General features: G+C 60.3%; 21 protein-coding genes. 3 read left to right on the top strand and 18 right to left on the bottom strand.

All coding sequences use genetic code 11. The annotated features are described in order from the left end of the window. Positions 1–157 precede the first annotated feature (157 nt). From RS897_RS08550 to RS897_RS08630, 17 genes are all read right to left on the bottom strand, one after another. Entirely contained in the window at positions 158–604 is a 447-nt protein-coding gene (locus RS897_RS08550; RefSeq protein WP_315836142.1) for a hypothetical protein, read from the bottom strand. Next, the gene (locus tag RS897_RS08555) at positions 601–1,122 is read right to left on the bottom strand and encodes a plasmid mobilization protein (protein ID WP_315836143.1); all 522 of its coding nucleotides are present in this window, start codon (positions 1,120–1,122) and stop codon (positions 601–603) included. Before RS897_RS08555 ends, RS897_RS08550 begins: the two co-directional genes overlap by 4 nt. A gap of 415 nt (positions 1,123–1,537) precedes the next feature. Continuing rightward, complete coding sequence (locus RS897_RS08560) at positions 1,538–1,819, bottom strand: hypothetical protein (RefSeq protein ID WP_315836144.1); 282 nt, start codon at positions 1,817–1,819, stop codon at positions 1,538–1,540. 442 nt (positions 1,820–2,261) lie between these two features. Beyond that, on the bottom strand, positions 2,262–3,425 hold the full coding sequence (locus RS897_RS08565; protein WP_315836145.1) for an AAA family ATPase: 1,164 nt from the start codon (positions 3,423–3,425) through the stop codon (positions 2,262–2,264). Continuing rightward, entirely contained in the window at positions 3,422–3,733 is a 312-nt protein-coding gene (locus RS897_RS08570; protein ID WP_315836146.1) for a helix-turn-helix transcriptional regulator, read from the bottom strand. Before RS897_RS08570 ends, RS897_RS08565 begins: the two co-directional genes overlap by 4 nt. 627 nt (positions 3,734–4,360) lie before the next feature. After that, the gene (locus RS897_RS08575) at positions 4,361–4,741 is read right to left on the bottom strand and encodes a hypothetical protein (RefSeq protein WP_315836147.1); all 381 of its coding nucleotides are present in this window, start codon (positions 4,739–4,741) and stop codon (positions 4,361–4,363) included. Between the two features lie 90 nt (positions 4,742–4,831). Continuing rightward, on the bottom strand, positions 4,832–5,137 hold the full coding sequence (locus tag RS897_RS08580) for a ferredoxin family protein (protein ID WP_315836148.1): 306 nt from the start codon (positions 5,135–5,137) through the stop codon (positions 4,832–4,834). Further along, positions 5,137–7,323, bottom strand: coding sequence for a molybdopterin-containing oxidoreductase family protein (locus tag RS897_RS08585; protein ID WP_315836149.1), 2,187 nt, complete (start codon positions 7,321–7,323; stop codon positions 5,137–5,139). The genes RS897_RS08580 and RS897_RS08585 overlap by 1 nt, the downstream gene beginning before the upstream one ends. Before the next feature lie 42 nt (positions 7,324–7,365). Further along, positions 7,366–7,764, bottom strand: a complete 399-nt coding sequence (locus RS897_RS08590) for a nuclear transport factor 2 family protein (protein ID WP_315836150.1) — start codon at positions 7,762–7,764, stop codon at positions 7,366–7,368. A gap of 64 nt (positions 7,765–7,828) precedes the next feature. Further along, positions 7,829–8,893 (bottom strand): ABC transporter ATP-binding protein, encoded by a 1,065-nt coding sequence (locus RS897_RS08595; protein ID WP_315836151.1) that lies wholly within the window; start codon positions 8,891–8,893, stop codon positions 7,829–7,831. Next, entirely contained in the window at positions 8,890–9,999 is a 1,110-nt protein-coding gene (locus tag RS897_RS08600; RefSeq protein WP_315836152.1) for an ABC transporter ATP-binding protein, read from the bottom strand. The genes RS897_RS08595 and RS897_RS08600 overlap by 4 nt, the downstream gene beginning before the upstream one ends. Positions 10,000–10,003: 4 nt before the next feature. Continuing rightward, a complete protein-coding gene (locus RS897_RS08605) occupies positions 10,004–10,948 on the bottom strand; it encodes a carbohydrate ABC transporter permease (RefSeq protein WP_315836153.1) in 945 nt (314 codons plus the stop codon). Continuing rightward, positions 10,945–11,709, bottom strand: a complete 765-nt coding sequence (locus RS897_RS08610; RefSeq protein WP_315836154.1) for a carbohydrate ABC transporter permease — start codon at positions 11,707–11,709, stop codon at positions 10,945–10,947. Before RS897_RS08610 ends, RS897_RS08605 begins: the two co-directional genes overlap by 4 nt. Before the next feature lie 153 nt (positions 11,710–11,862). Beyond that, positions 11,863–13,485 carry an ABC transporter substrate-binding protein gene (locus RS897_RS08615; RefSeq protein WP_315836155.1) on the bottom strand — a complete coding sequence of 541 codons (1,623 nt, stop codon included), beginning with the start codon at positions 13,483–13,485 and terminating at the stop codon, positions 11,863–11,865. 64 nt (positions 13,486–13,549) lie between these two features. Further along, the gene (locus RS897_RS08620) at positions 13,550–14,914 is read right to left on the bottom strand and encodes an FAD-dependent oxidoreductase (protein WP_315836156.1); all 1,365 of its coding nucleotides are present in this window, start codon (positions 14,912–14,914) and stop codon (positions 13,550–13,552) included. Positions 14,915–15,247: 333 nt separating this feature from the next. After that, positions 15,248–16,771: a MocR-like pyridoxine biosynthesis transcription factor PdxR gene (gene pdxR, locus RS897_RS08625; protein WP_315836157.1), complete on the bottom strand. Its 1,524-nt coding sequence runs from the start codon at positions 16,769–16,771 to the stop codon at positions 15,248–15,250. Positions 16,772–17,260: 489 nt separating this feature from the next. Then, a complete protein-coding gene (locus tag RS897_RS08630; protein ID WP_315836158.1) occupies positions 17,261–18,751 on the bottom strand; it encodes an aldehyde dehydrogenase family protein in 1,491 nt (496 codons plus the stop codon). 493 nt (positions 18,752–19,244) lie between these two features. Between RS897_RS08630 and RS897_RS08635 the strand changes: the two genes are divergently transcribed. From RS897_RS08635 to RS897_RS08645, 3 genes are all read left to right on the top strand, one after another. Next, positions 19,245–19,757, top strand: coding sequence for a hypothetical protein (locus RS897_RS08635; RefSeq protein ID WP_315836159.1), 513 nt, complete (start codon positions 19,245–19,247; stop codon positions 19,755–19,757). Then, positions 19,757–20,575: a DNA-3-methyladenine glycosylase I gene (locus RS897_RS08640; protein WP_315836160.1), complete on the top strand. Its 819-nt coding sequence runs from the start codon at positions 19,757–19,759 to the stop codon at positions 20,573–20,575. Before RS897_RS08635 ends, RS897_RS08640 begins: the two co-directional genes overlap by 1 nt. Positions 20,576–20,731: 156 nt before the next feature. Beyond that, positions 20,732–21,529 (top strand): haloalkane dehalogenase, encoded by a 798-nt coding sequence (locus tag RS897_RS08645; protein ID WP_315836161.1) that lies wholly within the window; start codon positions 20,732–20,734, stop codon positions 21,527–21,529. 136 nt (positions 21,530–21,665) lie between these two features. On the opposite strand, the gene RS897_RS08650 is transcribed toward RS897_RS08645, so the two are convergent. Further along, complete coding sequence (locus tag RS897_RS08650) at positions 21,666–22,052, bottom strand: VOC family protein (RefSeq protein WP_315836162.1); 387 nt, start codon at positions 22,050–22,052, stop codon at positions 21,666–21,668. Between the last annotated feature and the right edge of the window lie 128 nt (positions 22,053–22,180).

The following is a 22,180-nucleotide window of genomic DNA, read 5'->3' on the forward strand; positions in this document are numbered from 1 at the left end:
GGCAGTATTGCAGTTTGCCGCGATCGCTGACGCCGCTGGGCCGCGGTCGCTGGCTTCGGCTTCCGCTTTCGGCCGATTACCGCCGCCAGGAGCCGCGCAAACCACTCAGCGGTCAAGCGCCGTTGGTGAGCCCACCAGGCCGCCGCGGCCCGGCGCATCATGTGACCACCCGCAGCAGCGGGACGATTCCGAGCAGCTTTTCAACCTGCCCAGTATCGCCGCGCACATTCGCTTCGATGAATTGGTCCCCGCGAACGATCGCAGCACAAAATCTATGGTTTCCGTCAGAGATCGCCCAGGGCGCAAAATATCCGTGGTCCGGGAACCCGACGTCGACATCGATCGGGGTCGGATCCTTGTCGACAGCAAGCGCGGCGATCCGCGCGATATGATCTTCACGCGCAAAGCTCCATTTTCCTCCCCAGTGCGAAGGTAAAATATCACCCCGATCAATCGCCAATTTGACTTCAACGGCACGAATCGGAGCGATTCGAACGCCGGCGCGATCGAACCAAGGCGGCGTCAAGAGCGGATCACTAATGGCGCGCAACTTTCCGACAGGCACGGCCATTGGATCTAGCCCGATCAATCGAAATTCGATCATCGGTGCCCCTTAGCCAACGACGACGCCACGGAATTCAGATGATCGCGCAGGGCGGCGATATCATCATGCGGCCAGGCTGCGGGAGCGCGGCCTTCGTGCGCCAGCCGCGCCATCTGATTCAAATTATTGCCGATGCGGCCGAGCGACGCGACAACATCGATATCGACGCTCGCCGCTGGTGCTGCGATGGCCTGGCCGAGAGCGCGCCGCCGGACAAAAATCGCGACAGGCAATCGCGATGCAAACGCGGACGCCTGGATGGCCGCGGCTTCAGCCGCGGTCAGGCGCAGCTTGATGATGCGCTCACGCAATTCAATCGCGCGTGGCCGACCCCATTGTTTTTTTCTCGGTGCGTGGTCATCACTTGCAGTCAAAATCGCCCCCGTCGCTTGGGTTAGGTTGGCAAGCAAAGCGCGGCCGACCCAGCGTTGCCGGGCCCCGATAGGGCCCGAGCAACATGGCTGGCTTCCTTCGCTGCCGGTCAAACTGACGGTGACGACGATTTGCTTACGGCGCAACGGCTGTGGCGCAGTTGATCAAGGCCAAAAATGTTGACTGCTTGACGTTAGATATCGCTGATGGTCGCGAGTGATCGCCGTACAGATGTAAAATTGCGCGTTAAAAAAATTGTGAACAGCTTGGCGCGAATGATGAGCGGCCGGCGCCAGCGTAAACGCTGTCCTGGAAGCGGGACCAGCACAGCCAGCCATAGACCCCTGCCGTTGCAATCGACTGACGGGAACAGCGAGAGAGTAGCTCCGCGCACGCCGGAGCACCTGATCGCGACAGTGGCGATCACCTCGATGTAATGATTCTGCTTTTGCAGGAGACGCGGGACAGTTTGCCGTAGAATTCGAACGGCCTTGCAGGGCGGTGCCGGACGCAGCCGGCCGTCTGCGTCGCGAACGTAAACGCGGATCGGCGGGATGGATGTCAGGGCTTCAGCAGCATCGCCCAACCGATGCTGACCACTCCGTCGTCGTCCACGACCGGGAAAGGTCGCAATTTAACGTCGCTCGCCGCAAATTTGGCCAACCGCCAGGCGGTATCGGCTGCGTGTTCAGGTTCCCAGCCGCGTCGCAGCGTCTCGGTGGCGACGTCAATCATTTTTTGAACGGGCGGGGTGATTTTGGCTAGCTCAACGGTCGTGCCGTGGACCACGAAGGCACGGACTACAGGCAGGCCGTCGATCTGGTGATGCCGCTTAGACAACACTGCAGGCGTCCACAACGATGTCGGCGATCATCTGACCAAGCGCCTCCGGAGAAGGGCGTTTATCGGCAGAGCAATTCAGCCAGGCCCGGATGGCACGTTGGCACTCACTTTCGATAGTGAAGTGCTCCTGCACTACGTCGTCTCGGAACGACTTTGATTCCATCACGCCCTCCTACCCAAATATAAGTTATCGTGCACACGATAATTTATACATTACGGAATCAGCCGCAAGCGCTCACAGCACGGACCCTTAACAGGGCCCTTCTTTTTCCCGCGCCGCGCGGCGGCGCGGCTTCGTGGATTTGCTCCACCTCTCGTTCACTGCAGCACCACCACACCACCCCCTCCACCTCTAAAGAGGAGGTGGAGCGGTGGTGCGGTGGTGCAAGTGCTCCACCGCTCCACGCTGCTCTGCTCCACCTCAAAGTGGTGGAGCAGCAGGTCAAACGGCTGCACCGGCGACGACATATTTTCTTTTGACGCGCCGCCCGTCTTCCTTTTCCACGACTCGCAACATGTCGTTTTTGATCCATTTTGTGACGATAGACTTTATTGTCCCCCGCCCCGCGACATCGCCCAGGTCGATGCCGAGGATGTCGGCAACGATAATTCCCACCCATGCCGCCGACTGTGGGTCCTGCCGCGCCGCCCCCGCGGCTACGCGCTTCTGCACCTCGCGCAGATGGTGAATAGTCACTTCGCTAAATGGGTCTGGCCGGGTCCATACCTCGACGACAGCGACGTGGTCACTCGGCCGCTCGGCGGTCGAGTTACCGAGGTCGACGCTGGTCAAGCGGTGCCAGCGTGCCGATTCGGGCGGTGCTAAATTGGCTTTGCCGTCGTCGACTCGAAAATAAGAGCGCGCCTGATCGATGCCGAATGTCTCCGCTTCTTTTTTCGTCATTGTGTTGATGACTCGAACCGACCTTGCCGCGTCAACAAGAGCAACGGCCCCCCGCGCGTCTGCAGCGGTCCTGTCACCGTCACCCTTCCTCAAATGGTGAATGAGTCCGACGGCTGCGCGGGTTGCGTCAGCGATCCCGGCCCAGGTTTTCGCCACTGCCCCAATTTGATTGTTGTCGTTTTCATTGACCGAATGACAGCTGACAAATGGGTCGACTTTGAAAACATCAATCCTAGAGTCAACTATCGCCGCGACAACTTCGTCGACGACGGGGCGGTTTATAAGTGCCCCGCTGGGCGTCCCAGTCGCGATTATCATTTGGCTCACTCGGCCTGAGTCGAGAAATAAATTTCCGGCGATCTCACTCGGATCGATGCCATAGTGGATCATGATCGCGCCGACTCGACGCTCGAGCTCCTCAAGCGGATCCTCGCCATTCCAAACCCAAACGCGGAGCGGCCGCTTAACTTCAATCCCCAGTAACGGCCGCCCACTCGCCATTGCAATTGCTTCGGCGAGGATCAGAGATGACTTGCCCGCGGCACCGGGCGCCACGGTGGCCGATAGAAAGCGGCGGATATAATGCCGGCCATAAAGCCATTCCCGAGGTGGAATTGATGACGGATGACGCCATTTAAAAGGTGAGGCTTTGATGAGCCGCTTCCGCGGCTCCGCAGCGACAATAGCAGCCTCGGCGATCATTCATCGCCCTGCGGGAGCTGCGCCATCATTTCAGCGATCGTGGGCCGACCGCGTCTTCTGCGTGGCTGCTCTGCGGTTGTCGGCTGCTGCGGCAGCGGCGATCGATGTGCGGCGACGAAGGCGTGCAAATCGGCCACTGCGAATAGTGTTCGCCGCCCAATTTTTGTCTGCACAGGCCCGCGGCCACGATAGCAAAGATCGCGAAGCGCACCGGGCGTTATGCCCAGCAGCGCCGCAGCGCGGCGATAGTCGGCCAAAAGCGGATTGGTGTCGAGCGCGCCTCCTGGCGCGCGGGTATGCGTTGGCATGTGGCAGCCCCATCATCATATCAATGAGAGGCCGCTGCCCGCCCCTAGGCGCGGTGGACTCGGGTTACTTGGTCAACTCAACGACTCGGGGCCTTGTACGACTCTTACCGGGAGCGCCCCAAGGACGCTCTTGAGAAAAAGGCTCGCCCGGAAAACGAAGAGTGTCAACGCTGACGGTCGCCCACACCTGTTGAAACACGTGGAAAGTCGCGCTCAATCGCGCGTGCTCGCTGAACAGCACTTTGTCGTGCCTGGCGAAACCTGATTGCGCGGGTCCAAACACCATCGCTAATGATCGCCGGACGTCACAGGACGTATAAGCAGCGATTTTTCGCTGGCACAATTTTGGCACAGTGAGGGGCGACTTTTTGCGATAGCCCGCGACCGCCAGCGACTATTAAGCTATTGATTTTTATATATTTTAGTTTTAAAGAAGACGTTGTTACTGCCCTCCGAAGGCAAAGGTCACACGTTCGAATCGTGTCGGGTGCGCCATTTCCATTTTCCCAATTACAATGAGTCTAAGAGCTTGATGGGCATTGCGGTTTTCGCTTTCGAAAACCCGATCTCCGCCGAGTACTTAAGGTCGTTAAGGCTGTGTTTGCGGCGATAGCTGGATGGCTCTGTTCAAGGGCGTTCCTGCGATGCGAGCAGCGCCACCTTGCGCGCATCGAGCTTCGTTCGCTTTGGCAGAAGATGCTCGCCCTGGCGGACGTCTTCCCCCCAGAGCCGAATGTTCGCGCCTGCCTCAACCGGCTTTGTCAAAACTACTCGGTCATCCTGCCTTTCCGCGTGCTCTTGGAGGACCACGCGGTCAGCACCGGTGGGCACCCGCGCGCCGGTCTTCTTCGGTCTGACCAACTTCCAGCACTCGTTCGGATTTTCTACGCTTCGAGGATAGTCATTCACAGGAGGTGGCTGCAGGACCGGATCCTTGCCCGTCCGAGCGATTATGCGAAGGTAGCGGTGCAGCGTCTCCTGCATTAACGCTGTGTCGTCGAGCGACATCACCGGGACCACCCCTCAATGGTCGTCTTCCGGTCGGACGGCGCAGCTGTCGTCTGCGATCCGCGCCGTTTGGCTCCGCATCGAAGAACGTCAGGCGTTTCCAGCAATGACGTCCCGCCGCGCCTCGGCACCCGGCAGAGGCGTCTGCTTTGTTCTCACGACGGGAAGAGCCAGGGCCTTTTCTGCGTTGACGTCCAACCACTGATCGTCGTCGAGATCTATGTCCTCGACGATCGCCGAAACGGGACATAGCGGCTTGCAGGCTCCACAGTCGATGCACGCGATTGGATCGATGTAAAGCCGTTCGTCGTCGCCGTGGAAGCAGGAGACTGGACACACCGAGACGCAGTCCGTGAAACGGCATCCGGTGCAGTTTTCAGTTACGACATGCGTCATCAAGCGTGCTCCAAAGGCGCAGGTTGTCGTGAATTCGCGGCTAGAGCGACGATCGCATCGTTGTCGATCTTCGCGACTTCGACGAGGTTGTCGTTGAAGGTTGGAGCGCGACCCATATTCGCGACGCGATCAGAGCTGATCGAGTTCACCGCGCTCTTGGATTTCGAATCCGCGGACCAATGACCCAGGAAGCTCGCGACGACGCCCTTCATCGTATCGGCGGACACGACCGCCGATCCCACGAACGCGCCCCGGTCGTTGGACACCTTGACGGTGTCGCCGTTGACGATCCCGCGGGATTGCGCGTCGTCCGGATGCATGATGAGCACCGGGACGCCCTCTCTCTTCTGCTGCTTGATCTCGTTCGCGTACTGCGAGTTCAGGAAGCCGTGAGCCTTGGGGCTGATGATGTTAAGCGGATACTTCGATGCGATCTCGGGCGTACTGTGTTGGGATTCGAAGGGTGCATTATAGCTCGGCAGAGGATCGATATAGCCACCGTCCTGAAAGGCCTCGTAACCCGACCTGAACGGCGGCGGAACGAAATTGCCATTCGCCGCCTCACTGGATTTAAACTCGCACTTTCCCGATGGAGTCGGGAAATTGCCTTCCGCATGCGGCGTCCGAACATCTTTGTCGCCCACCGCGGCCTTCATATAGCCGCTTTCCTTCAGCGCCTCGAATGTGATGCCCTCCATGAGCGGCGAATTCCAATCGATGAAGTCCCGGATCATCTCCTCATCGGTACGCCGCCATTCCGGCTCGTCGAAGCCCATCGTCTCCGCAAGAAGACGGAAGAGCTGCGAATTCGGCACCGCCTCACCGGGAGCCTCGATCGCCTTATTGTTGTAGGTCCAGTAGAAGTGTCCCCAAGAGAACATTAAGTCCGTCTGCTCCGCCTGCATCGTTGAAGGCAGCAAGATGTCGGCGTATCTGGCCGTATCGGTGATGAACAGCTCGCTCACGACGAGGAACAGGTCCTCGCGCAGCAGACCCTTCTTAATCCGCTCCTGGTCCGGCGCCTGCACGACGGGATTGATGTTGTAGACCATCATGGACTTGATGGGCGGCTCGGACGTTTCGAGCAACACTTTGCCGAGGTTGTTGAGATTGAAGACGCGCGAGCCTTCCTTGATCCAGTCGGGCCGGCACATGGCATCCCACTTCAGCGCGAAGGCTCCCATCGTGATACCGATGTAACCGCCGCCCACGTGCCTCCAGGCCCCCACCAGAGCGGGCAGGCAGAGTATGGCCCGGGCCGCCTGACCACCGTTGCGGCTGCGTTCGATCGCGACGCCAAGCCTAATGACCGCAGGGGCCTGCGTGGCGTATTCCCGCGAAAGCGTCAGGATGTCCTCTACGGGTATGCCCGTGATCGATGAGACGCGTTCCACGGGGTATTCGGCCGCCCGGGCGGCGAGTTCGTCGAACCCGGCCGTGTACCGTTCGACGTAGTCGCGATCGTACAAACCCTCGGAAATGATGACGTTCATCATGCCCAAGGCGAGCGCGGCATCGGTGCCGGGCTTGATCGGAATATGCCAATCCGCCTGCGCGGCCGTCTTGCTGCGGAGGGGATCGATTGAGACGATCTTGGCGCCCCTGCGCTTCGCTTCGGCGATGAAAGGCCATTGATGATTGCCTGTGCTGAGCGTGTTTACGGCCCAGAGGATGAGGTACCGAGAATGGACTAGGCTCTCTGGATCCACACCCGTCGAACCGCCGATGGTGAGATGGGCTCCCACGTCGCGGCCGACGCCGCAGAAGGTCTTCTCCGCGACGGTCGAGCCGAGCCTGTTGAAGAAGGCGTCACCGACCGTCAATCCGTTCAAAACGCCCTCCTGCCCGAGATAGCTGCAGGGCATGATCGCCGCGGACCCAAATTCGTCGATGATGCGGGTCCAGCGGCTCTTGATCTCGCCGAGTGCCTCCGCCCAGCTGATCCTTTCGAACTCGCCGGAGCCCTTCGGCCCAACCCGCTTCATCGGATAGATAACGCGATTAGGGTTATAATGGTGCTTGGCGAAGTCGTTCAGCTTGGTGCACAGGCGGCCCTGCGTCACTGGATGCTCGGGGTCTCCCTTCACATCGATCAAGCGTCCGTTTTCAACAGTATAGATAAAAGCACATGTGTCCGGACAATCCTGCGGGCAAGCACCTTTTACCGTCGTCTTTTCGGAACTCATCTTTTCGCTCCATCGATTCGAGAGACTCGGCTTCCTTGTCGGTTACGCCGAGTACAGCTTACTCGTGATCTTCCACTTTCCGCCGGCGCGAGCCAACGCGAAAACGTCCGTTCCGGTGACTTCCTGAGAGCCGAGCTTCAGGAGAAACGGTACATGCACGCTCGCCACAGGCCCCGTTACGGCGACGTCCGGATCGGTGTGAAACTCCTCGACGTGGCCATTTGCCTTGTGCAAGCCGTCCACGACGTCGATGAAGTCCGGAAGCGACCAGACCGTCATCTTCTCATCCGCGATCGAGCAGTGGGATACGTTCGCGGTCTCCGCGAAGGCGTCCAGGAACAGGCCCTTGTCGTTCTTGTAGAGGGCCTGAAGATAGGTCGAGATCGTCTCGAGAACGAGCTTCTCGTCGCTCGGCGTGGTCGCGGCTACTGACTGTCGCATGGTTAGTCCTTTCCGGTTGTCTGAAGTGTCGTAGCTTGCTTGATCAACGTCTGATCTCTTGCAGTCACTTTGTTCCGAGGCGATCTCCTTCACTGTCGAACAGATGCAGTCGCCTCGCGTCGAATACGACCGACCGCGTGTAATCATCCGGGCTTTCGAGCTGGCCCGTCACCCTGATCTTGATCAGCTGGTCACCCAACAATGCGTTGACGATCGTGTATCCTCCGAGAGGCTCGATCGAACTCACGCCGATCTCCTGCCCCGAGCCATTGGTGGCACGGTGAATGTCTTCCGGGCGCACGCCCAGGATTCCCTTCGCCCCGGCCGGCACGTCGCTCCCGGCAGGGACGCCGACGACCATCTTGCCGCACTCGAAATGTCGTCCATCGTCGGAGAACCACCCGTGAAACAGATTCATCGGTGGCGAGCCGACGAGGGTCGCGACGGAGATCGTATTCGGCCTGTTGTAGACGTCGTCAGGAGCTCCGACCTGCGCCACGCGGCCATCGATGATGACCGCCACACGATCGGCTATGGCCATCACCTCCTCTTCGTCGTGCGAAACGTAGACGAAGGTCTGGTTCTTGGTTCGCTGAAGGCGCTTGAGTTCGACTCTCATCTCCTCGCGCAGGCGTGCGTCGAGTGCGGCGATCGGCTCGTCCAGGAGGATCGCCCGGTTGTCAGGCGCCAACGCGCGACCCAGAGCGATGCGCTGCCGCTCGCCGCCCGACATCTGGGCGGGGTTCTTGTGCAGGATGTGGCCAACATGGAGAACGTCCGACACCGCATCGAGCCGTCGGCCGATCTCCTTCTTGGATAGTCCCCGTTCGGAGAGTGCGAACGTGATGTTCTCCCGGCCGCTCATGTGTGGAAAGAGCGCAAGGTTCTGGAAGACCATTGAGATCTGCCGCTCCGCGACTTCCATTTCCCCTGCGTCCACGCCGCCGACCAGGACCTGCCCGCTATCCGGCTTCACGAGTCCTAGAATTAGTTTCAGGATGCTGGTCTTGCCGGCGGATGGCGGGCCCAGGATTCCGAACAGTTCTCCCCGCTGCACGGCCAGATCAATCGGCCCCAGCGTGAAGTTCGGATAGTTCTTGACGACTCCGCGAATGGTGATGGCGTTCACTGCAGCCTCCCATCCAGGCGGTCGCCCGTAGCCAGATCGAACGCCAGACTCTTGTCCGCACTCAGGTAGAACGCAATCTCTTCGCCGATGCTCAACCGGGCCTGTTCGTCGACGGACAGGAACCGCGACTCTCCGACCTGCAGATAGGCGAGCCGCGTCGGCCCGACACGCTCGATCACCTCGACGTGCCCCCTCATCTCGATGTCGTCGGCAGAGCGGCGCTCTCCGACATAGATGTGCTGCGGACGAATGCCGAGCGAACCTCCCCGAGCCGAGCGTGCGCGCGCGAAATCGGCAGCCGCGCGGCCAGACAATGCGATCTCGGCACCGCCATCAAGCAGAAGCTTCAGCTGCCCGGCATGCCCTTCGAGCTTCCCGTCGAGCAAATTCATGCGCGGACTGCCTACGAAGTTGGCCACGAAGCGATTGTGCGGGTCGTTGTAGACGTCGAGCGGTGCCCCGTATTGCATCAAGCGGCCCTTGTCGATGATCGCGATCTTGTCGGCCAGGCTCATCGCTTCGATCTGATCATGCGTTACGTAGATCATGGTTTGACCGAATTCGCGTTGGAGAACCTTCAACTCCGCACGCATGTAGGCACGGAAGCTCGCGTCGAGATTCGACAGCGGCTCATCAAGCAGAAAAACGCGCGGTTCGACGATCGCGGAGCGGCCGATCGCCAATTTCTGCATCTCGTTGACAGACAGGCTGCCTGCGGATTGATGCAAGCGGTGGACGAGCCCCATGCGCTCGGCCATCCCGCGCACCTTGCGTTCGATCTCATGTTTCGCGACGCGCCGCACCTCTAGGCCGTAGGAAAGGTTCTTGTAGACGGTCAGGTGGGTGAAGACCGCGTAGTTCTGAAAGACGAATCCGATGTTGCGATCCTGCTGTCGCATTCGCGACAGATCGCTTCCATTGAACGAGATCGATCCTTCGCTGGGATCCTCCAATCCCGCTATCATGTTCATCGTCGTCGTCTTGCCGCAGCCGGACGGACCCAGAAGAGCCACGAACTCGCCCTGAGCGATATCGAGGTTCAGTCCGCTTACGGCGATAAAGTCGTCGAAGCGTTTGGTCACGTTTGTTATCTGAACGGACGTCATCGGGTCACCCTCTCCTCTTTGCCGCGTGAGAGATGCCTCGTGCGGCGAGGAGGCTCAGCGAGAACAGGATCGTCAGGCCGATCGCGGCGACGTACGACCAGTCCAGGTCAGCAAAAGTCTTCTTGTAGAGGTAGAGCGATATCGTCTCGGTCTCGACGCCCGGACCGCCCTTGGTCATGACGAGGATGATATCGAAAATCTTGAAGCACTCGACCGCCCGGAGCACGAGAGCGATGCCGATGACGGGCTTCATTCGCGGCAGGATGATCTTGATGAAGTTCTGCCAGTTGGAAGCGCCCAGCAGGCGCCCGGCCGTCAGCTGATCGGAGGGAACTCCGAGCATTCCTGCCAGCAGGATCAGGAACATCAGCGGCGTCCACTGCCACGTGTCCGCGATGATTACCGACAGCATGGCGCGATGCACGTCGGTCAGCCAGGAGAAGCTGATCGGTAATCCGAACGTGTCATTCACCGGACCCGTGCCCTGGAAGAGCAGGAAGAAGATCAGACCGACGACCGCCGGCACGATCATCATCGGCGTCAGGATGATGGAGTAGAAGATCTTGCGGCCGACGAACTGCTCCATGAACAGATAGGCTAGACCGAGGCCCAGCAGGAACTGCGCAGGAACGGCGATCGCCATCAAGAGGACCGTTCTGCCCAATGCCGCCCACATCGCCCCGTCGGTGAAGAGACGCAGGTAGTTGTCGCCGCTATTGAAGCTTTCATAGGCGCGGTACCAACGGACGCCGTCGAGCGGGGTCCACCAGGTGACGCTGAGATAGAACTGCATCGCCAACGGAAAGACGACGATAAACACCAAGAGCAGGACGGCGGGAGTGACAAACCAGAAGCCGAGCTTCCGGCCGTCGTGGGCGACGCTCGACCAATAGCCGCGGCCAGGCTGCTTCATCTCGGAGCGAACGGGCTCGGCTGCCGTTTCGGTCATTGCTTGAGCGCTCCGAAGGTGAGACCTCGCACGAGGTGTTTCTGGATGAGCAATCCGAAGATCACCGGAGGAATCGCCGCGATCATTCCCAGCGCCGCCTTCATTCCGTACATCTGTCCGCCCATCGGAGAGGTCAGAGTGGACATGTAGATCGGCAAGGTGATCCAGTTCTTCTGGGTTAGCAGCAACGCGAGCAGATAGTCCGACCAGTTCAGGATGAAGACGAACAACGCGCAGGTGGCGAGCCCCGGCTTTACGATCGGCAGGGTGATGCGGTAGAAGACCCGCCAGTACGAACAGCCCGAGACGCGCGCCGCGTCCTCGATCTCGACCGGAACCTCGTCGAAGAACGTCTTCATGAGCCAGAACGCGAACGGCAGTGTCACGATGCCGTAGATCAGCGAGAGGCCCCACCACGTATCGACGGCTCCGATGAACGCCCACATGACCATGACCGGAATCATGACCGCGAGCGGCGGAAACAGCCGCAATTGAAGCACCTGCAACGGCAACGCCGACATGATTCCGAACCGGACGACCGCGTAGGACGACAACGTCCCCGCCACGACCGCCAAAGCCGTGCCGCAGATGGAGGTGATCAGGCTGGCGGTTAACGGCCCGAGAATGCTTCGATCGAGGCTGACGACCAACCCTTCAGCGTGGCCGAAGATGACGAACTCGAAGTTCTGCAGCGTCGGATTTCGTGGAAACCACGTCATGCCGCTTCCGGTCGTCCATTCGGCGAACGGCTTGAACGCCATGGTGACCATCCATAGCAACGGATAGATCACCACCACGCATGCGAGGAGGACCAGGGCATATCTGATTACTTGGGCTCGTATCGGCGTCCGCACGTTGCTGCTCCTATCCGCCGGACCCGCATCGCTGCGAGTCCGGCCCCCGTTTCATTCAAGTCAGATGCTGTCCGAGCCCATCGGCCAGGATGCGCGACTGGCCTTGATCGCCTCGACGATGCCTTTGCCGCGCTGACGGCGGATGATCTGCTCCCACTTGCCTTGCGCGGCATCCATCGCCTGACGCGGGGTCTTCTGCTTCGTCAGCGCCGCCTGGAGTTCTTCGTCCAGCGCGTTATCGAGCGCGGTCTGACCGCCGAAGTTCAGAGACGGCACCGAGCGCGCGATGGAGTAGGGAATCGTCTTCATCGCGTAGGGCTGATAGTTTGAAGCGACCAGTGGCTCGTTGAAGTTCGCCTTTTGGAAGGGATCGAAGAACCCGGTCGGGCTCACCATCAAGAACGTGAAGGTCCGGGTCGAACTGAGCCACTGGAGGAAGAGGTAGGCGGCTTCGGCGTTCTTCGATTTCGGCGATATCCATGCCGTTACGCTGTAGTACATGACCGCGCGGCGGTTGATCTTGTCGCCGAATTTGCGCCCGACCGGATCATGAGCGCCCATTAACCCCGTTGCCTTCGACTTCGGAGTACCGTCCGGCTTTTTGCCATCGCCGTACTTGGCGATCGCAGTGTACGTGCAGATCTGAGGGACCTGCAGATTCCAGAGCGAGTTCCAGCCTTCCAAGAAGGTAAAGTTCAGCGCGTCGGGGGGGGACCATTCGAACGAGCGTACGTGCTCTTCCGCGCATTTCACTCCCAGCTCGGAATTGAGGTTCGGTTGTCCCTCGTCGTTGAAGAAGTAGTGATTGGGGAAGTCCATCGACGCGAAGCGCGTGTAGAAGGTAGGAAGGCCCCAGAAGCGGCTCATCAGGCAGCCGTTGCCGTACATCTTGCCGTTGCCGAAGTCCTTGCCGGTGAAGAACTTCGAGATAGCATCGACCTCTTCCCATGTGTCAGGCACGGCGAGCGGGCGATCGACCTCCTTCAGGAAGGCCTCCTTCACCTCGGGCTTCTCGTAGAGGTTCTTCAGGTAATACCAGACGAGCGTGTCGCCATCGAGGCCGACCATGTAGTTCTTGTTGTTGTAGGTGTAGAGCTGCTTTCCGAACGCCTCCGTCGTGACGCCGCGCTCCGGATCGTTCCAGTCCGGCTTGTACTTGTTGACGAATTCGGACACGTCGGTCGCGCCACCCGACGAGACGAGGTCGCCGGTGGAATTCCAGGGACCGGTGTAGATGTCAAAGGCGCCATCGCCGGTCGTGACGTCCTGCATCACCTTCTTGAAGATGTCGTCGGGCGTCGCGCCGATCATCTCGACCTCGATGCCGGTCTCGCGCATCCACACGTCTAGCGGCGACATGGCACCGTCGCGGAACGGTTTGCGGATCTGGTCGATCGATCCGTCGAGTAACAGGACCGTCAGCTTCTTCGGAGCCTTGCCTGCCGCCTTGAGAGCCTTGATGCCTTCGATGGCCCGGCCTTCCGACATGCTGCTGTTGTACTGAAGACGTTCGGCACCTTCGAAGCCCAACGGGCCGCCCGTCATGCCAGGAGCATATTCGGCCGCTCGAAGTGGCGAGGAAACGAGGGAGCCACCGCCGCCTCCCAATGCCGCCGCGGCGACCAATCCGGTCGAGGTCTTTAGGAAATCCCGACGTGACGAATGTGAATTATCGTTTGACATGCTTCTGTTCCCCCTCTGTGGCCACTCTGCCGTTGCTCGATGTCGCGAAACTCCAGTTCTGATGTCAGGCCAGCGACTGCTCCGATGCCTTCAGCATCGCAGCGACCCTTGTCAGTTTCTCGCGCGGCTTGGCTTTGGCCGCCCCATTTGCCCGTTCCAGCGCGTCGATCCTGCGCCAGCCTTGGAAGTCGATGAGTTTGAGTGACCGCCCGCGAAGGGACGCGAAGAACAACTCTCGCGAGATGTCCCGCACATCGCATTCCGTCGCCTTCAGATCGGCCAGTAGGGAATCGATCGTGTCGATGGCGCACGCCCGGTTGGTCCCGATGATTCCGCTTGGTCCACGCTTGATCCACCCGGCGACGTACAGTCTCGGAACCGGGTTGCCATCGCCGTCAATGACCCGGCCTTCTTGCTGAAGGACCGTCGCCGAGCACTCATCGAATGGGACGCCTGAAATCGACGTACCGCGATATCCTACGCTGCGCACGACGAGGTGCGCCGGGATCAATATCCGCTCGCCGGTCGCCGACGTTGTCTGGCTGCCCGCCCGTCCTGAGAGCCGCAGTGTTTCGAATTCGACCCACTCGACCGTCCCCTTCCCCTGGATTGACGAAGGTGCGAGGAGAAAGCGGAAATGTATGCGCCTCCTCTTCGCTGGCGTTTCCTGCCGCTGCGCGAATCCGCGAAGAATTTCCAGGTTCTTCGATGCGGAAGGCGAGCCTGCGGTCTCGGCGGTCGACGCTTCGTCGAGCTGCAGTTCTGCGGGATCCACGAACGGCTGGGCTTCTTCGAGGTCGCCGAACTCGCGCAACTCCTTGCCCGTGAACTTCGCCTGCGCGGGTCCGCGTCGGCCTATCACGTAGATGTCGGTTATTTTGCTTGCCGCGAGTGCTTCCAACGCATGTTCGCAGATGTCGCTGCGTCGCAGCTCGTCGACGCTCTTGGCGAGGACCCGGCATACGTCCAACGCGACGTTGCCGTTTCCGATCACGATCGCGGACGGATGCGAGAAATCGAAGCTCTTGTCCCGGAAGTCCGGATGGCCGTTGTACCAACCAACGAGCTCGGTGGCGGAGACGCTTCCCGACAGTTCCTCGCCGAGGATTCCGAGCGGGCGGTCGCTCATCGCGCCGGTGGCCAGGACGACGCCATGATAGGCGGCCTGGAGTTGCGATACCCGGACGTCTCGTCCGACGTCCAGGTTGCCGACAAAGGAAAAATTCGGATGGTCCGCGATCTGTTCGAAAACGGCGGTGACGGACTTCAGCTTCTGGTGGTCAGGCGCCACTCCGTGACGGACCAGGCCGAACGGCACCGGCAGCCTGTCGAACATGTCGACCTGAACGGGAATGCCGGAGCGCAACAGGGCATCCGCAGCATAGAACCCGGCGGGTCCACTCCCAACGATGGCAATCTTGAAAACCATGAATCAAATGCCCAACGCTCGCTAAACATCGCGCCGAGCACCAAATTGGACCCTCCCGTCGCCTAGGTTTAGAAGAGGCCCAAGCCTTGGTTCTGAAAAGTGCCAAAAGGACTGAAATCAATGAATCCAAGGAGACAATTGTTTGTGCAGATGCAGCGACAAACGCTATAAAAATGGTCACAAACTGCCTATGTACGGAACAATTTGCTGCATCGAAGCAAGGACGGCGGGATCTTGCCTGAAGGCCGGTAAATGCCTTTCGTCTCATCTAAAGGGGCTGAACTTCGCCCCACACTTGTCGAATAGCGAGCGCATTGCTTAGCAACGCCACGTCTAACGACTTCCGTTTTCTAGCGCGGACTCGTGCGACCTAGGAGCGGGTGCTTTCAAACTCATCTCGCGCATGATGCCGTTTAGCTTTTCGACAGCTTCCAGGATCTTGTTCTCCGGTAGCGAAGCATAGCCGAACATCAAAGTGTCGTCGGGCGCTGTACCATCGAAGTCGAAGGCACCTCCGCTGGACAGGGCATACACGCCGACACCGGCGGCCCGGGCCTTCGTCTGAATGGCGAGCGCGCTCGGCATGCCCTTCGGCAGACGCCAGACGAGATGCAGACCGCTATCCTGACCCGTGATGACCGGCTCGCGAAACTTCTTGCGTAGCGCGGATATGAGCGCGTCGCGACGGCTCTTGTAGAGCTGACGCAGCTTGCGCACATGCCGGTCGAAATGCCCGTCGCTGACGAACTCGGCGAGCGCGCATTGCTCGAGCCACGACTGCCCGTTGCTCATCTTGGCCTTGAGCAGGCGGGCCTCCTCGGAGAATATCTGCGGCACCACCGCGAAGCCGAGCCGCAGACCTGCGCCGACCGACTTGGAGAAGGTGCCGATGTAGAAGACGCGTCGGCCCCTATCCAATCCAGATAGCGCCGTAAGCGGAGGTCCGTCGTACCTGAAATCGCTGTCGTAGTCGTCCTCCATGATGTAGCTATCCGTATCGCCCGCCCACCTGAGCAGCGCGAGGCGGCGGCTCAAAGTCATGACGACGCCCGTAGGATACTGGTGCGAAGGCGTGACGTAGATCAGACTGCGTGGCTTGTTTGGTAGACAGTCCGTCCTGATGCCCTCCGAATCGACTGGCACGGGCTCGATCGGGAGGTTCTCGCTTTGAAAGATCATCGAAGCGCCCGCGTAGCATGGATTTTCGATGCACAGGTTTTCCGTGTGGCCGCGCAGAAGATTCATGACGAGATTGAGCGCATCCTGACCGCCTGCAGTCACGATGATCTGGTCGGTCGTCACGTGCATGCCGCGGGTTCTTCCGAGGTGATCGGCGATGGCCCTCCGCAATTGCGGTAGTCCGGCCGGATCACAGTAGTCCGCGAGATACTGGGATTCCCCGGAAAGAAGTTTCGTAACGATACGGCGCCAGACACGTAGAGGAAAGCCGCTCGCTGCCTGCCGACCGACCCAAAAATCGATGGTTGGACGATCTTCTCCGCCACCAGGAGAACCCGCAAAGCAGAGGAGGGGTTCGCCGGCCTCCGGGGGTACCGGACCGTTGGTCCGCAGCGGTGGACGCGGGCTGCTGACGAGCAGAAGGTCGTCCGGAGGGATCGCCGTCACGAACAATCCAGACGTACCTCGGGGTTCTACGTACCCTTCCGCTGCCAGACGATCGAAGGCGATGATGACGGTGTTCCGGGACACCTGGTACCGCTCGGCCAGCAACCTGGTTGGTGGCAGCGACATTCCGGCCTGCAGGCGACCGTCCAGGATCAGCAATCGAACTTGGTCGAAGATCTGCGCCTGAAGCGATTTGTCCGACCTTGCATCGAGCGTGAGCGCCAATTCCACAGGTCAACCCTTTCGGCTTTCCAGATGACAGACGCAACCTTTTCGAACGTACCAAGGATTCAGCGTGGCATCTGCCTCTCGTCGCTATGAAAGCAAGATTTCCGCGTCTTTGTCGAGTGGCCGGTTTCTGTGATTGATGATCCGAAACAACGCATCGAACCGCAGTATGGTCGATGATCGGCCGCGACCTCCGAGAGCCCATTCAGCGCGCCCGCGGATCGCCAATGCAAATTCTCTCGGAACGAGGACATAGGGTTTGCAGGGGTCCGACGGCGACGAAGCCGGCTCACGTAATCCTCCTTACCTGCTGTGTCATTCGCGAAACATGCGTCGATCGGCCTATTGCCGACACGGCGCAAGGACCTCGATCCGACGACGGCCTGTCTCGTGCACCAGACCCGGTGAGCAATCTCCGGGTCTGGCGCCATTCCCGATTCGCGTCGCTAACGGGCGACGCCAAATAAGTATTGGAGCGGTTCGCGACGGGCACTAGAGCGGGCGTACGATCGACTGCTTGCGATAGTAGTCTTCGAGCGTATCGGGACCAAGCACGCCGCCACCGCAGCCACTCAGATTACAGCCACCATACGACACTCCGTGCGGGAAGAGATTGTGTGCGTTTATCCACGAATTTCCGGCGACCAGACGCTCGGCAACCCGCGTCGCTCGGTCGAGGTCGCTCGTCCACACGCTGTTCGCGAGACCGTACGGACTGCTGTTGACCAACGTTACCGCTTCTTCTTCGTCTTTGAACTTCATCACGTAGGCGACGGGGCCGAAGACCTCTTCGCGTGCGCAGATGTTGTCGGATGCTCCGCCGAGAAGCGCCGGCTTGACGTAGAAGCCTTCCTCGTAGCCGGAGACATCGGCGACACCGCCGGGAAGATAGGCTTCCGCACCTTCCTTCGCCGAACGCTCCACGTAACCCAGCACGCGGCGACGCTGCTTGTCGCTGACGAGGGGGCCGATCTGCGACGACTCATCCCCGCCGTAGCCGACCTTCATTCCCTTCATGGTCGACGCAGCCTTGGCGATGAACGCGTCGGCGACCTTCTCGTGCACGATCCAACGGGTCGCTGTGCAGCAGACCTGCCCAGCGTTCAAAGTGACCGCGGCCGCCAGAGCTTCTGCGGCGCTTTCGACCGCGATATCGTCGAAAAGGATTGCGGCTCCCTTTCCGCCGAGTTCGAGCTTGGCGGGAACGAGATTACGGGCACAGGCCTCGGCCACAAGCTTGCCGATCTCAGGTGAGCCGGTGAAGGACATCCGGTTGATACCACGATGGGACGAGAGAGCGGCGCCCGTGGTCGAACCCAATCCCGTGATCACGTTCACAACACCTTTCGGAATACCTGCCTCTTCCACGAGCCTCGCGAATATGAGCGCGGACAGAGGAGTGTCTTCCGCCGGCTTGATGACGATCGTGTTGCCTGCGGCCATCGCCGGCGCAACGCCCCACCCGAGCAACAGGAAAGGGAAGTTCCAGGGAAAGATGAAGCCGCACACACCATGCGGCTGCCTGACCGACCAGGCATCGTTTCCGGCCACCGGAAACGGCTCGCGATGTCGCGTGTTCACGCTGAGATCAGCGTAGTATCGGAAGGTCTGCGCCGCATGCGGAATGTCGAATGCGGTCGCCTGCACACGGGGCTTGCCGACGTCCCGCGATTCGATCTCAGCCAGCAACGGAGTGTGCTTGTCGATCAGGTCCGCGAGTCTATGAAGAAGGACAGCCCGATCCTTCGGCTGCATGCTGCGCCAGGCCGTCTTGTTGAACGCTTGACGTGCCGCACCCACTGCGGCGTCGACGTCCGCCGCCTCTGCGGCCGGGACCCGCGCAAGCAGCTTTCCGGTGCCGGGATCGAGCGTCTCGAAGGTCTTCCCGCTTGATGCGGCGACCTGCTCGCCGCCAATGTGCATTTTGATTGGCTGCGAAAGGAATTCACCGATTGCGAAAGCTTTCGAATCGATCTTATTCATGGCCGTCCTCCATTTTTGAACGCGACATACATCTCCGGACGCCAGTCGGCCTGCGACTGTCGTGCTTGGCGAGTTGCCGTAAATTATTCTTCACGTCTGCGTGCCAACGGATCGACCGCTCGGATCGCACCTTCGACGCCGATGGCCGCTTCGAAAGATCATCGACGGTTGGTTCTGAAAAGGACCAAACTCGTGGCCCTAGATGGTGCCAACCGATATTTTGAGCGAGATATTGGCGGACGGACGGAGACATTGCAGCAATCGGAAGAAGTGATGGCCAGCGAGCCATCCAGTCCACGGTATCGTCTAGGCTCGAAAAAAAACGCGGGACGGCGCGCGGTGAAATAGAGGTCGCATAGCTCCTTAACTGTGATCGCATTGTGATCGAGCTGACGCTCCTCGGCTGGATTGTCACCTTGCGCAACGCGCCCCAACTGAATCTTCGCCTCTTTCCTGCAAGCTCCGGCGTCCAGACGCCCGTGCTGTCCGATAGATGGGGATAAAGCGTCCCACCCTCCCAACCTCGTCACCCCAGGAATTCGCTGACATCGCGACCGGAGCGGCCTACGCCGGCAAGAAGCTCGATGTCTTTTCGGTCTACGGCGCGGTGAAATTCGTTGGCGTTCTCTGGATGGCAGATCTCGCCCGGCGATATCCTGCTCTTCGGCTCCTCTCGGTGAGCCCTGGCGGTACGCAGGGGACGGAAGCTGCCAATGCTCTCCCAGGCGGAATGCGTTTCTTCTACAACAACATCTATATGCCGGTGCTCGCCCCGCTGTTCGGCCTGGCCCACTCGCTTCCGATCGGCGCCAAGCGCATCATGGACGGTCTGGTCAATCCGTCGTTCAAATCGGGCCACTTCTACGGGGCTAAGGCAAACACGCTCACCGGGCCGTTCGTCGACCAAAGCGAGATCTTCGCCGATCTCGGCGACGCGACGGTCCAGCGCAATGCAGCGGAGGCGGTCCACCGGTTCACGCGCGCCGGTGTCTCGGAGCCGGCCTGATGCGCCCCTTCGGCGAAATCACCGAGTTGGCCGCAGAGAGGGCCGGCGGGATCGACAGGCTTGAAGATAGCCTGCTGAAGTCCCGCGCGTCGTCGCCAACTGAGATCGCCGCAATCCCGGACGACCGCATTCTCTCAGAGATGAGCCGCCGAGTGTTTCACGCCGGCTTCTCGTGGAAAGTCGTCGATGCAAAGTGGGAAGCGTTCGAGGTCGGTTTTTTCGGTTTCGATCCCAACGCGTGCGCCGCCATGTCCGAGGAGACCTTCGACGCGCTGCTCAAGAACAAGGCCATTATCCGGAATGGCGCAAAGGTCCGCTCGGTCGCGCTCAACGCACGGTTCGTGCTCGACCTGGCTGCGACGCACGGGAGCGCATCCCGCGCCTTCGCCGATTGGCCCGATACCGACTATCTCGGGCTTCTCAACCTGCTGAAGAAGCGGGCAAGCCGGCTTGGCGGCCAAGCCGCGATGCGCTTCCTACGGTCGATCGGCAAATCCTCTTTCATCACGACGGGCGGCGGCGTCGCAGCGCTGATCCGCGAAGGCGTGCTCGACAAGGCTCCGAGCGGCGTCCGTGACCTGCAGGCGATTCAGGACGCTTTCGGCGACTGGCAATCGGAGTCCGGTCGAGACTTCACCGCGATCAGTCGCATCCTCGCGATGAGCGTCGCGGGCGCGGACGCCGGGGAGCCCGGTCCATCGAGCGTCTACATTACGCCAAGCCTCACACAGCGTCAGAGAGAGACGCCAGGCTTGGGCGGGCGGCAGGATGCCGGCGCTCAAGCCGATTCCACACTCGCTCCCCAAGCGGGAGGGTGACTGCCATCGCGATCTCAAGACCAGGATCGGCCGGCAGCCGGTCCTGGCGACGTCTCCCCGATTGGTGGAGCGCATTCGAAGCCTGCCAACCAAGGAGAGAAAGATGCCATTCCTGGCGACATAACACTGCCCACCATCCCGGTGCTGGGTTCCACCATGGCTTATCGCGAGATCGGCGGCCCCGAGGGCGCGCCCGTCGCGATCTTCCTGCACGGCAACCCGAGCTCCTCCTACATTTGGCGCAACATCATGCCCCTGGTGGCGCCGGTCGCCCGTTGCGTCGCGCCCGACCTGATCGGTTTCGGCCAGTCCGGTAAGCCGGACATCGCATACAGCTTCTTCGACCAGGCGCGCTATCTCGACGCTTTCATCGAAGCGATGGGCATCGGTTCGGCCTACCTGGTGGCGCAGAATTGGGGAACGGATCTCAGCTTCCATCTCGCGGCGCGTAAGCCCGACTTCGTGAAGGGGATCGCCTTCATGGAGTTCCTGCGTTCGTTCAAAGACTGGGAGGACTTCTCCGAAACCCCTGAAATTCGTGCCGTCTTCCAAGGTTTCCGCACGAAAGACGTCGGCGAGGAGATGATTCTCGATCGGAATATGTTCGTTGACGCGCTGATGCCGCATGGGGCGGCGTCACCTATCTCTGCAGAGGCGATGGCGGTCTATCGGGCGCCGTTTACGACCCGGGAGTGTCGGCTGCCGACGCTTGCGTTCCCGAGGGCAATCCCGATTGCGGGCGAGCCCGCGGACGTCGATGCGGCGATCACCGAAGCGCACGCCGCCATGCGTGCCGCCGACTACCCGAAACTCCTCTTCACGGCCAAGCCTGGCTCCATCATCACCCCGGCCTTTGCGGCCGAGTTCGTCAAGAGCAGAAGAACATCGAGGTCGTCGAGTTGCCATCCGGCGCCCACTACCACCAGGAGGATCATCCCGTCGTCACTGAATTAGGTGCCACACAGGTGCATGGATCACGGAAATCGCGATCTGCTGAAGCACCGGACAATGACCTTGCCGCGCAAGTGCTCAGCTCGGTTTCGCGGCGACCGCTCGTTCCCGCTCTGCGCTTGCAAACTACGGGGGCTATCTAATCAGGCTTCTCGCAGACGGCCGAAAGCTTGTTGCCATCGGGGTCTCTAACGTAGCAGGCGTAGAAGCTCGCGTGGTAGGACCGAAGTCCCGGGGCACCGTCATTGGAACCCCCATTTGAAAGCGCAGCCTGGTAGAACGCATCGACCTTGGCGCGAGTGTCCGTAACGAATGCGATCATCGAACCGTTTCCGAAACTGGCGGGCTGCTTGTCGTAAGGCTCGTTGACCCAGAGCCAAGGACTAGTGCTGTCGCCCACGTTACCATAGCCGAACTCTCGCTCATTTGCGGTTCGAAGCTCCAAGCCCAGGACGGGCATAGTGGACTCGTAAAAGCGCTTTGCGCGAGTGAGGTCGTTGGTTCCCAAGGTTAGATAAAGAAGCATTTGCAAACCCGTTTATGTTCAGTGTTCCAATCGATAGTTTGGCGGAGTCGATCGCCGATCCTGGCCTCAACCGCGAACCTTTCATGAGCAGTGGTCGTAAGTTGTCGGCCACGGTTGGTCCCTCCGCG

The sequence above is a fragment of the Bradyrhizobium prioriisuperbiae genome (assembly GCF_032397745.1).
GTDB classification, from domain to species: Bacteria; Pseudomonadota; Alphaproteobacteria; order Rhizobiales; family Xanthobacteraceae; genus Bradyrhizobium_A; species Bradyrhizobium_A prioriisuperbiae.

Excerpts from the sequence above, each read along its gene's own strand:
- RS897_RS08550 (WP_315836142.1), bottom strand. The coding sequence starts at position 604 with ATGATCGAATTTCGATTGATCGGGCTAGATCCAATGGCCGTGCCTGTC.
- RS897_RS08565 (WP_315836145.1), bottom strand. The coding sequence starts at position 3,425 with ATGATCGCCGAGGCTGCTATTGTCGCTGCGGAGCCGCGGAAGCGGCTC.
- RS897_RS08570 (WP_315836146.1), bottom strand. The coding sequence starts at position 3,733 with ATGCCAACGCATACCCGCGCGCCAGGAGGCGCGCTCGACACCAATCCG.
- RS897_RS08575 (WP_315836147.1), bottom strand. The coding sequence starts at position 4,741 with ATGTCGCTCGACGACACAGCGTTAATGCAGGAGACGCTGCACCGCTAC.
- RS897_RS08580 (WP_315836148.1), bottom strand. The coding sequence starts at position 5,137 with ATGACGCATGTCGTAACTGAAAACTGCACCGGATGCCGTTTCACGGAC.
- RS897_RS08585 (WP_315836149.1), bottom strand. The coding sequence starts at position 7,323 with ATGAGTTCCGAAAAGACGACGGTAAAAGGTGCTTGCCCGCAGGATTGT.
- RS897_RS08590 (WP_315836150.1), bottom strand. The coding sequence starts at position 7,764 with ATGCGACAGTCAGTAGCCGCGACCACGCCGAGCGACGAGAAGCTCGTT.
- RS897_RS08600 (WP_315836152.1), bottom strand. The coding sequence starts at position 9,999 with ATGACGTCCGTTCAGATAACAAACGTGACCAAACGCTTCGACGACTTT.
- RS897_RS08605 (WP_315836153.1), bottom strand. The coding sequence starts at position 10,948 with ATGACCGAAACGGCAGCCGAGCCCGTTCGCTCCGAGATGAAGCAGCCT.
- RS897_RS08610 (WP_315836154.1), bottom strand. The coding sequence starts at position 11,709 with ATGGCGTTCAAGCCGTTCGCCGAATGGACGACCGGAAGCGGCATGACG.
- RS897_RS08615 (WP_315836155.1), bottom strand. The coding sequence starts at position 13,485 with ATGTCAAACGATAATTCACATTCGTCACGTCGGGATTTCCTAAAGACC.
- RS897_RS08620 (WP_315836156.1), bottom strand. The coding sequence starts at position 14,914 with ATGGTTTTCAAGATTGCCATCGTTGGGAGTGGACCCGCCGGGTTCTAT.
- RS897_RS08630 (WP_315836158.1), bottom strand. The coding sequence starts at position 18,751 with ATGAATAAGATCGATTCGAAAGCTTTCGCAATCGGTGAATTCCTTTCG.
- RS897_RS08635 (WP_315836159.1), top strand. The coding sequence starts at position 19,245 with ATGGGGATAAAGCGTCCCACCCTCCCAACCTCGTCACCCCAGGAATTC.
- RS897_RS08640 (WP_315836160.1), top strand. The coding sequence starts at position 19,757 with ATGCGCCCCTTCGGCGAAATCACCGAGTTGGCCGCAGAGAGGGCCGGC.
- RS897_RS08645 (WP_315836161.1), top strand. The coding sequence starts at position 20,732 with ATGGCTTATCGCGAGATCGGCGGCCCCGAGGGCGCGCCCGTCGCGATC.
- RS897_RS08650 (WP_315836162.1), bottom strand. The coding sequence starts at position 22,052 with ATGCTTCTTTATCTAACCTTGGGAACCAACGACCTCACTCGCGCAAAG.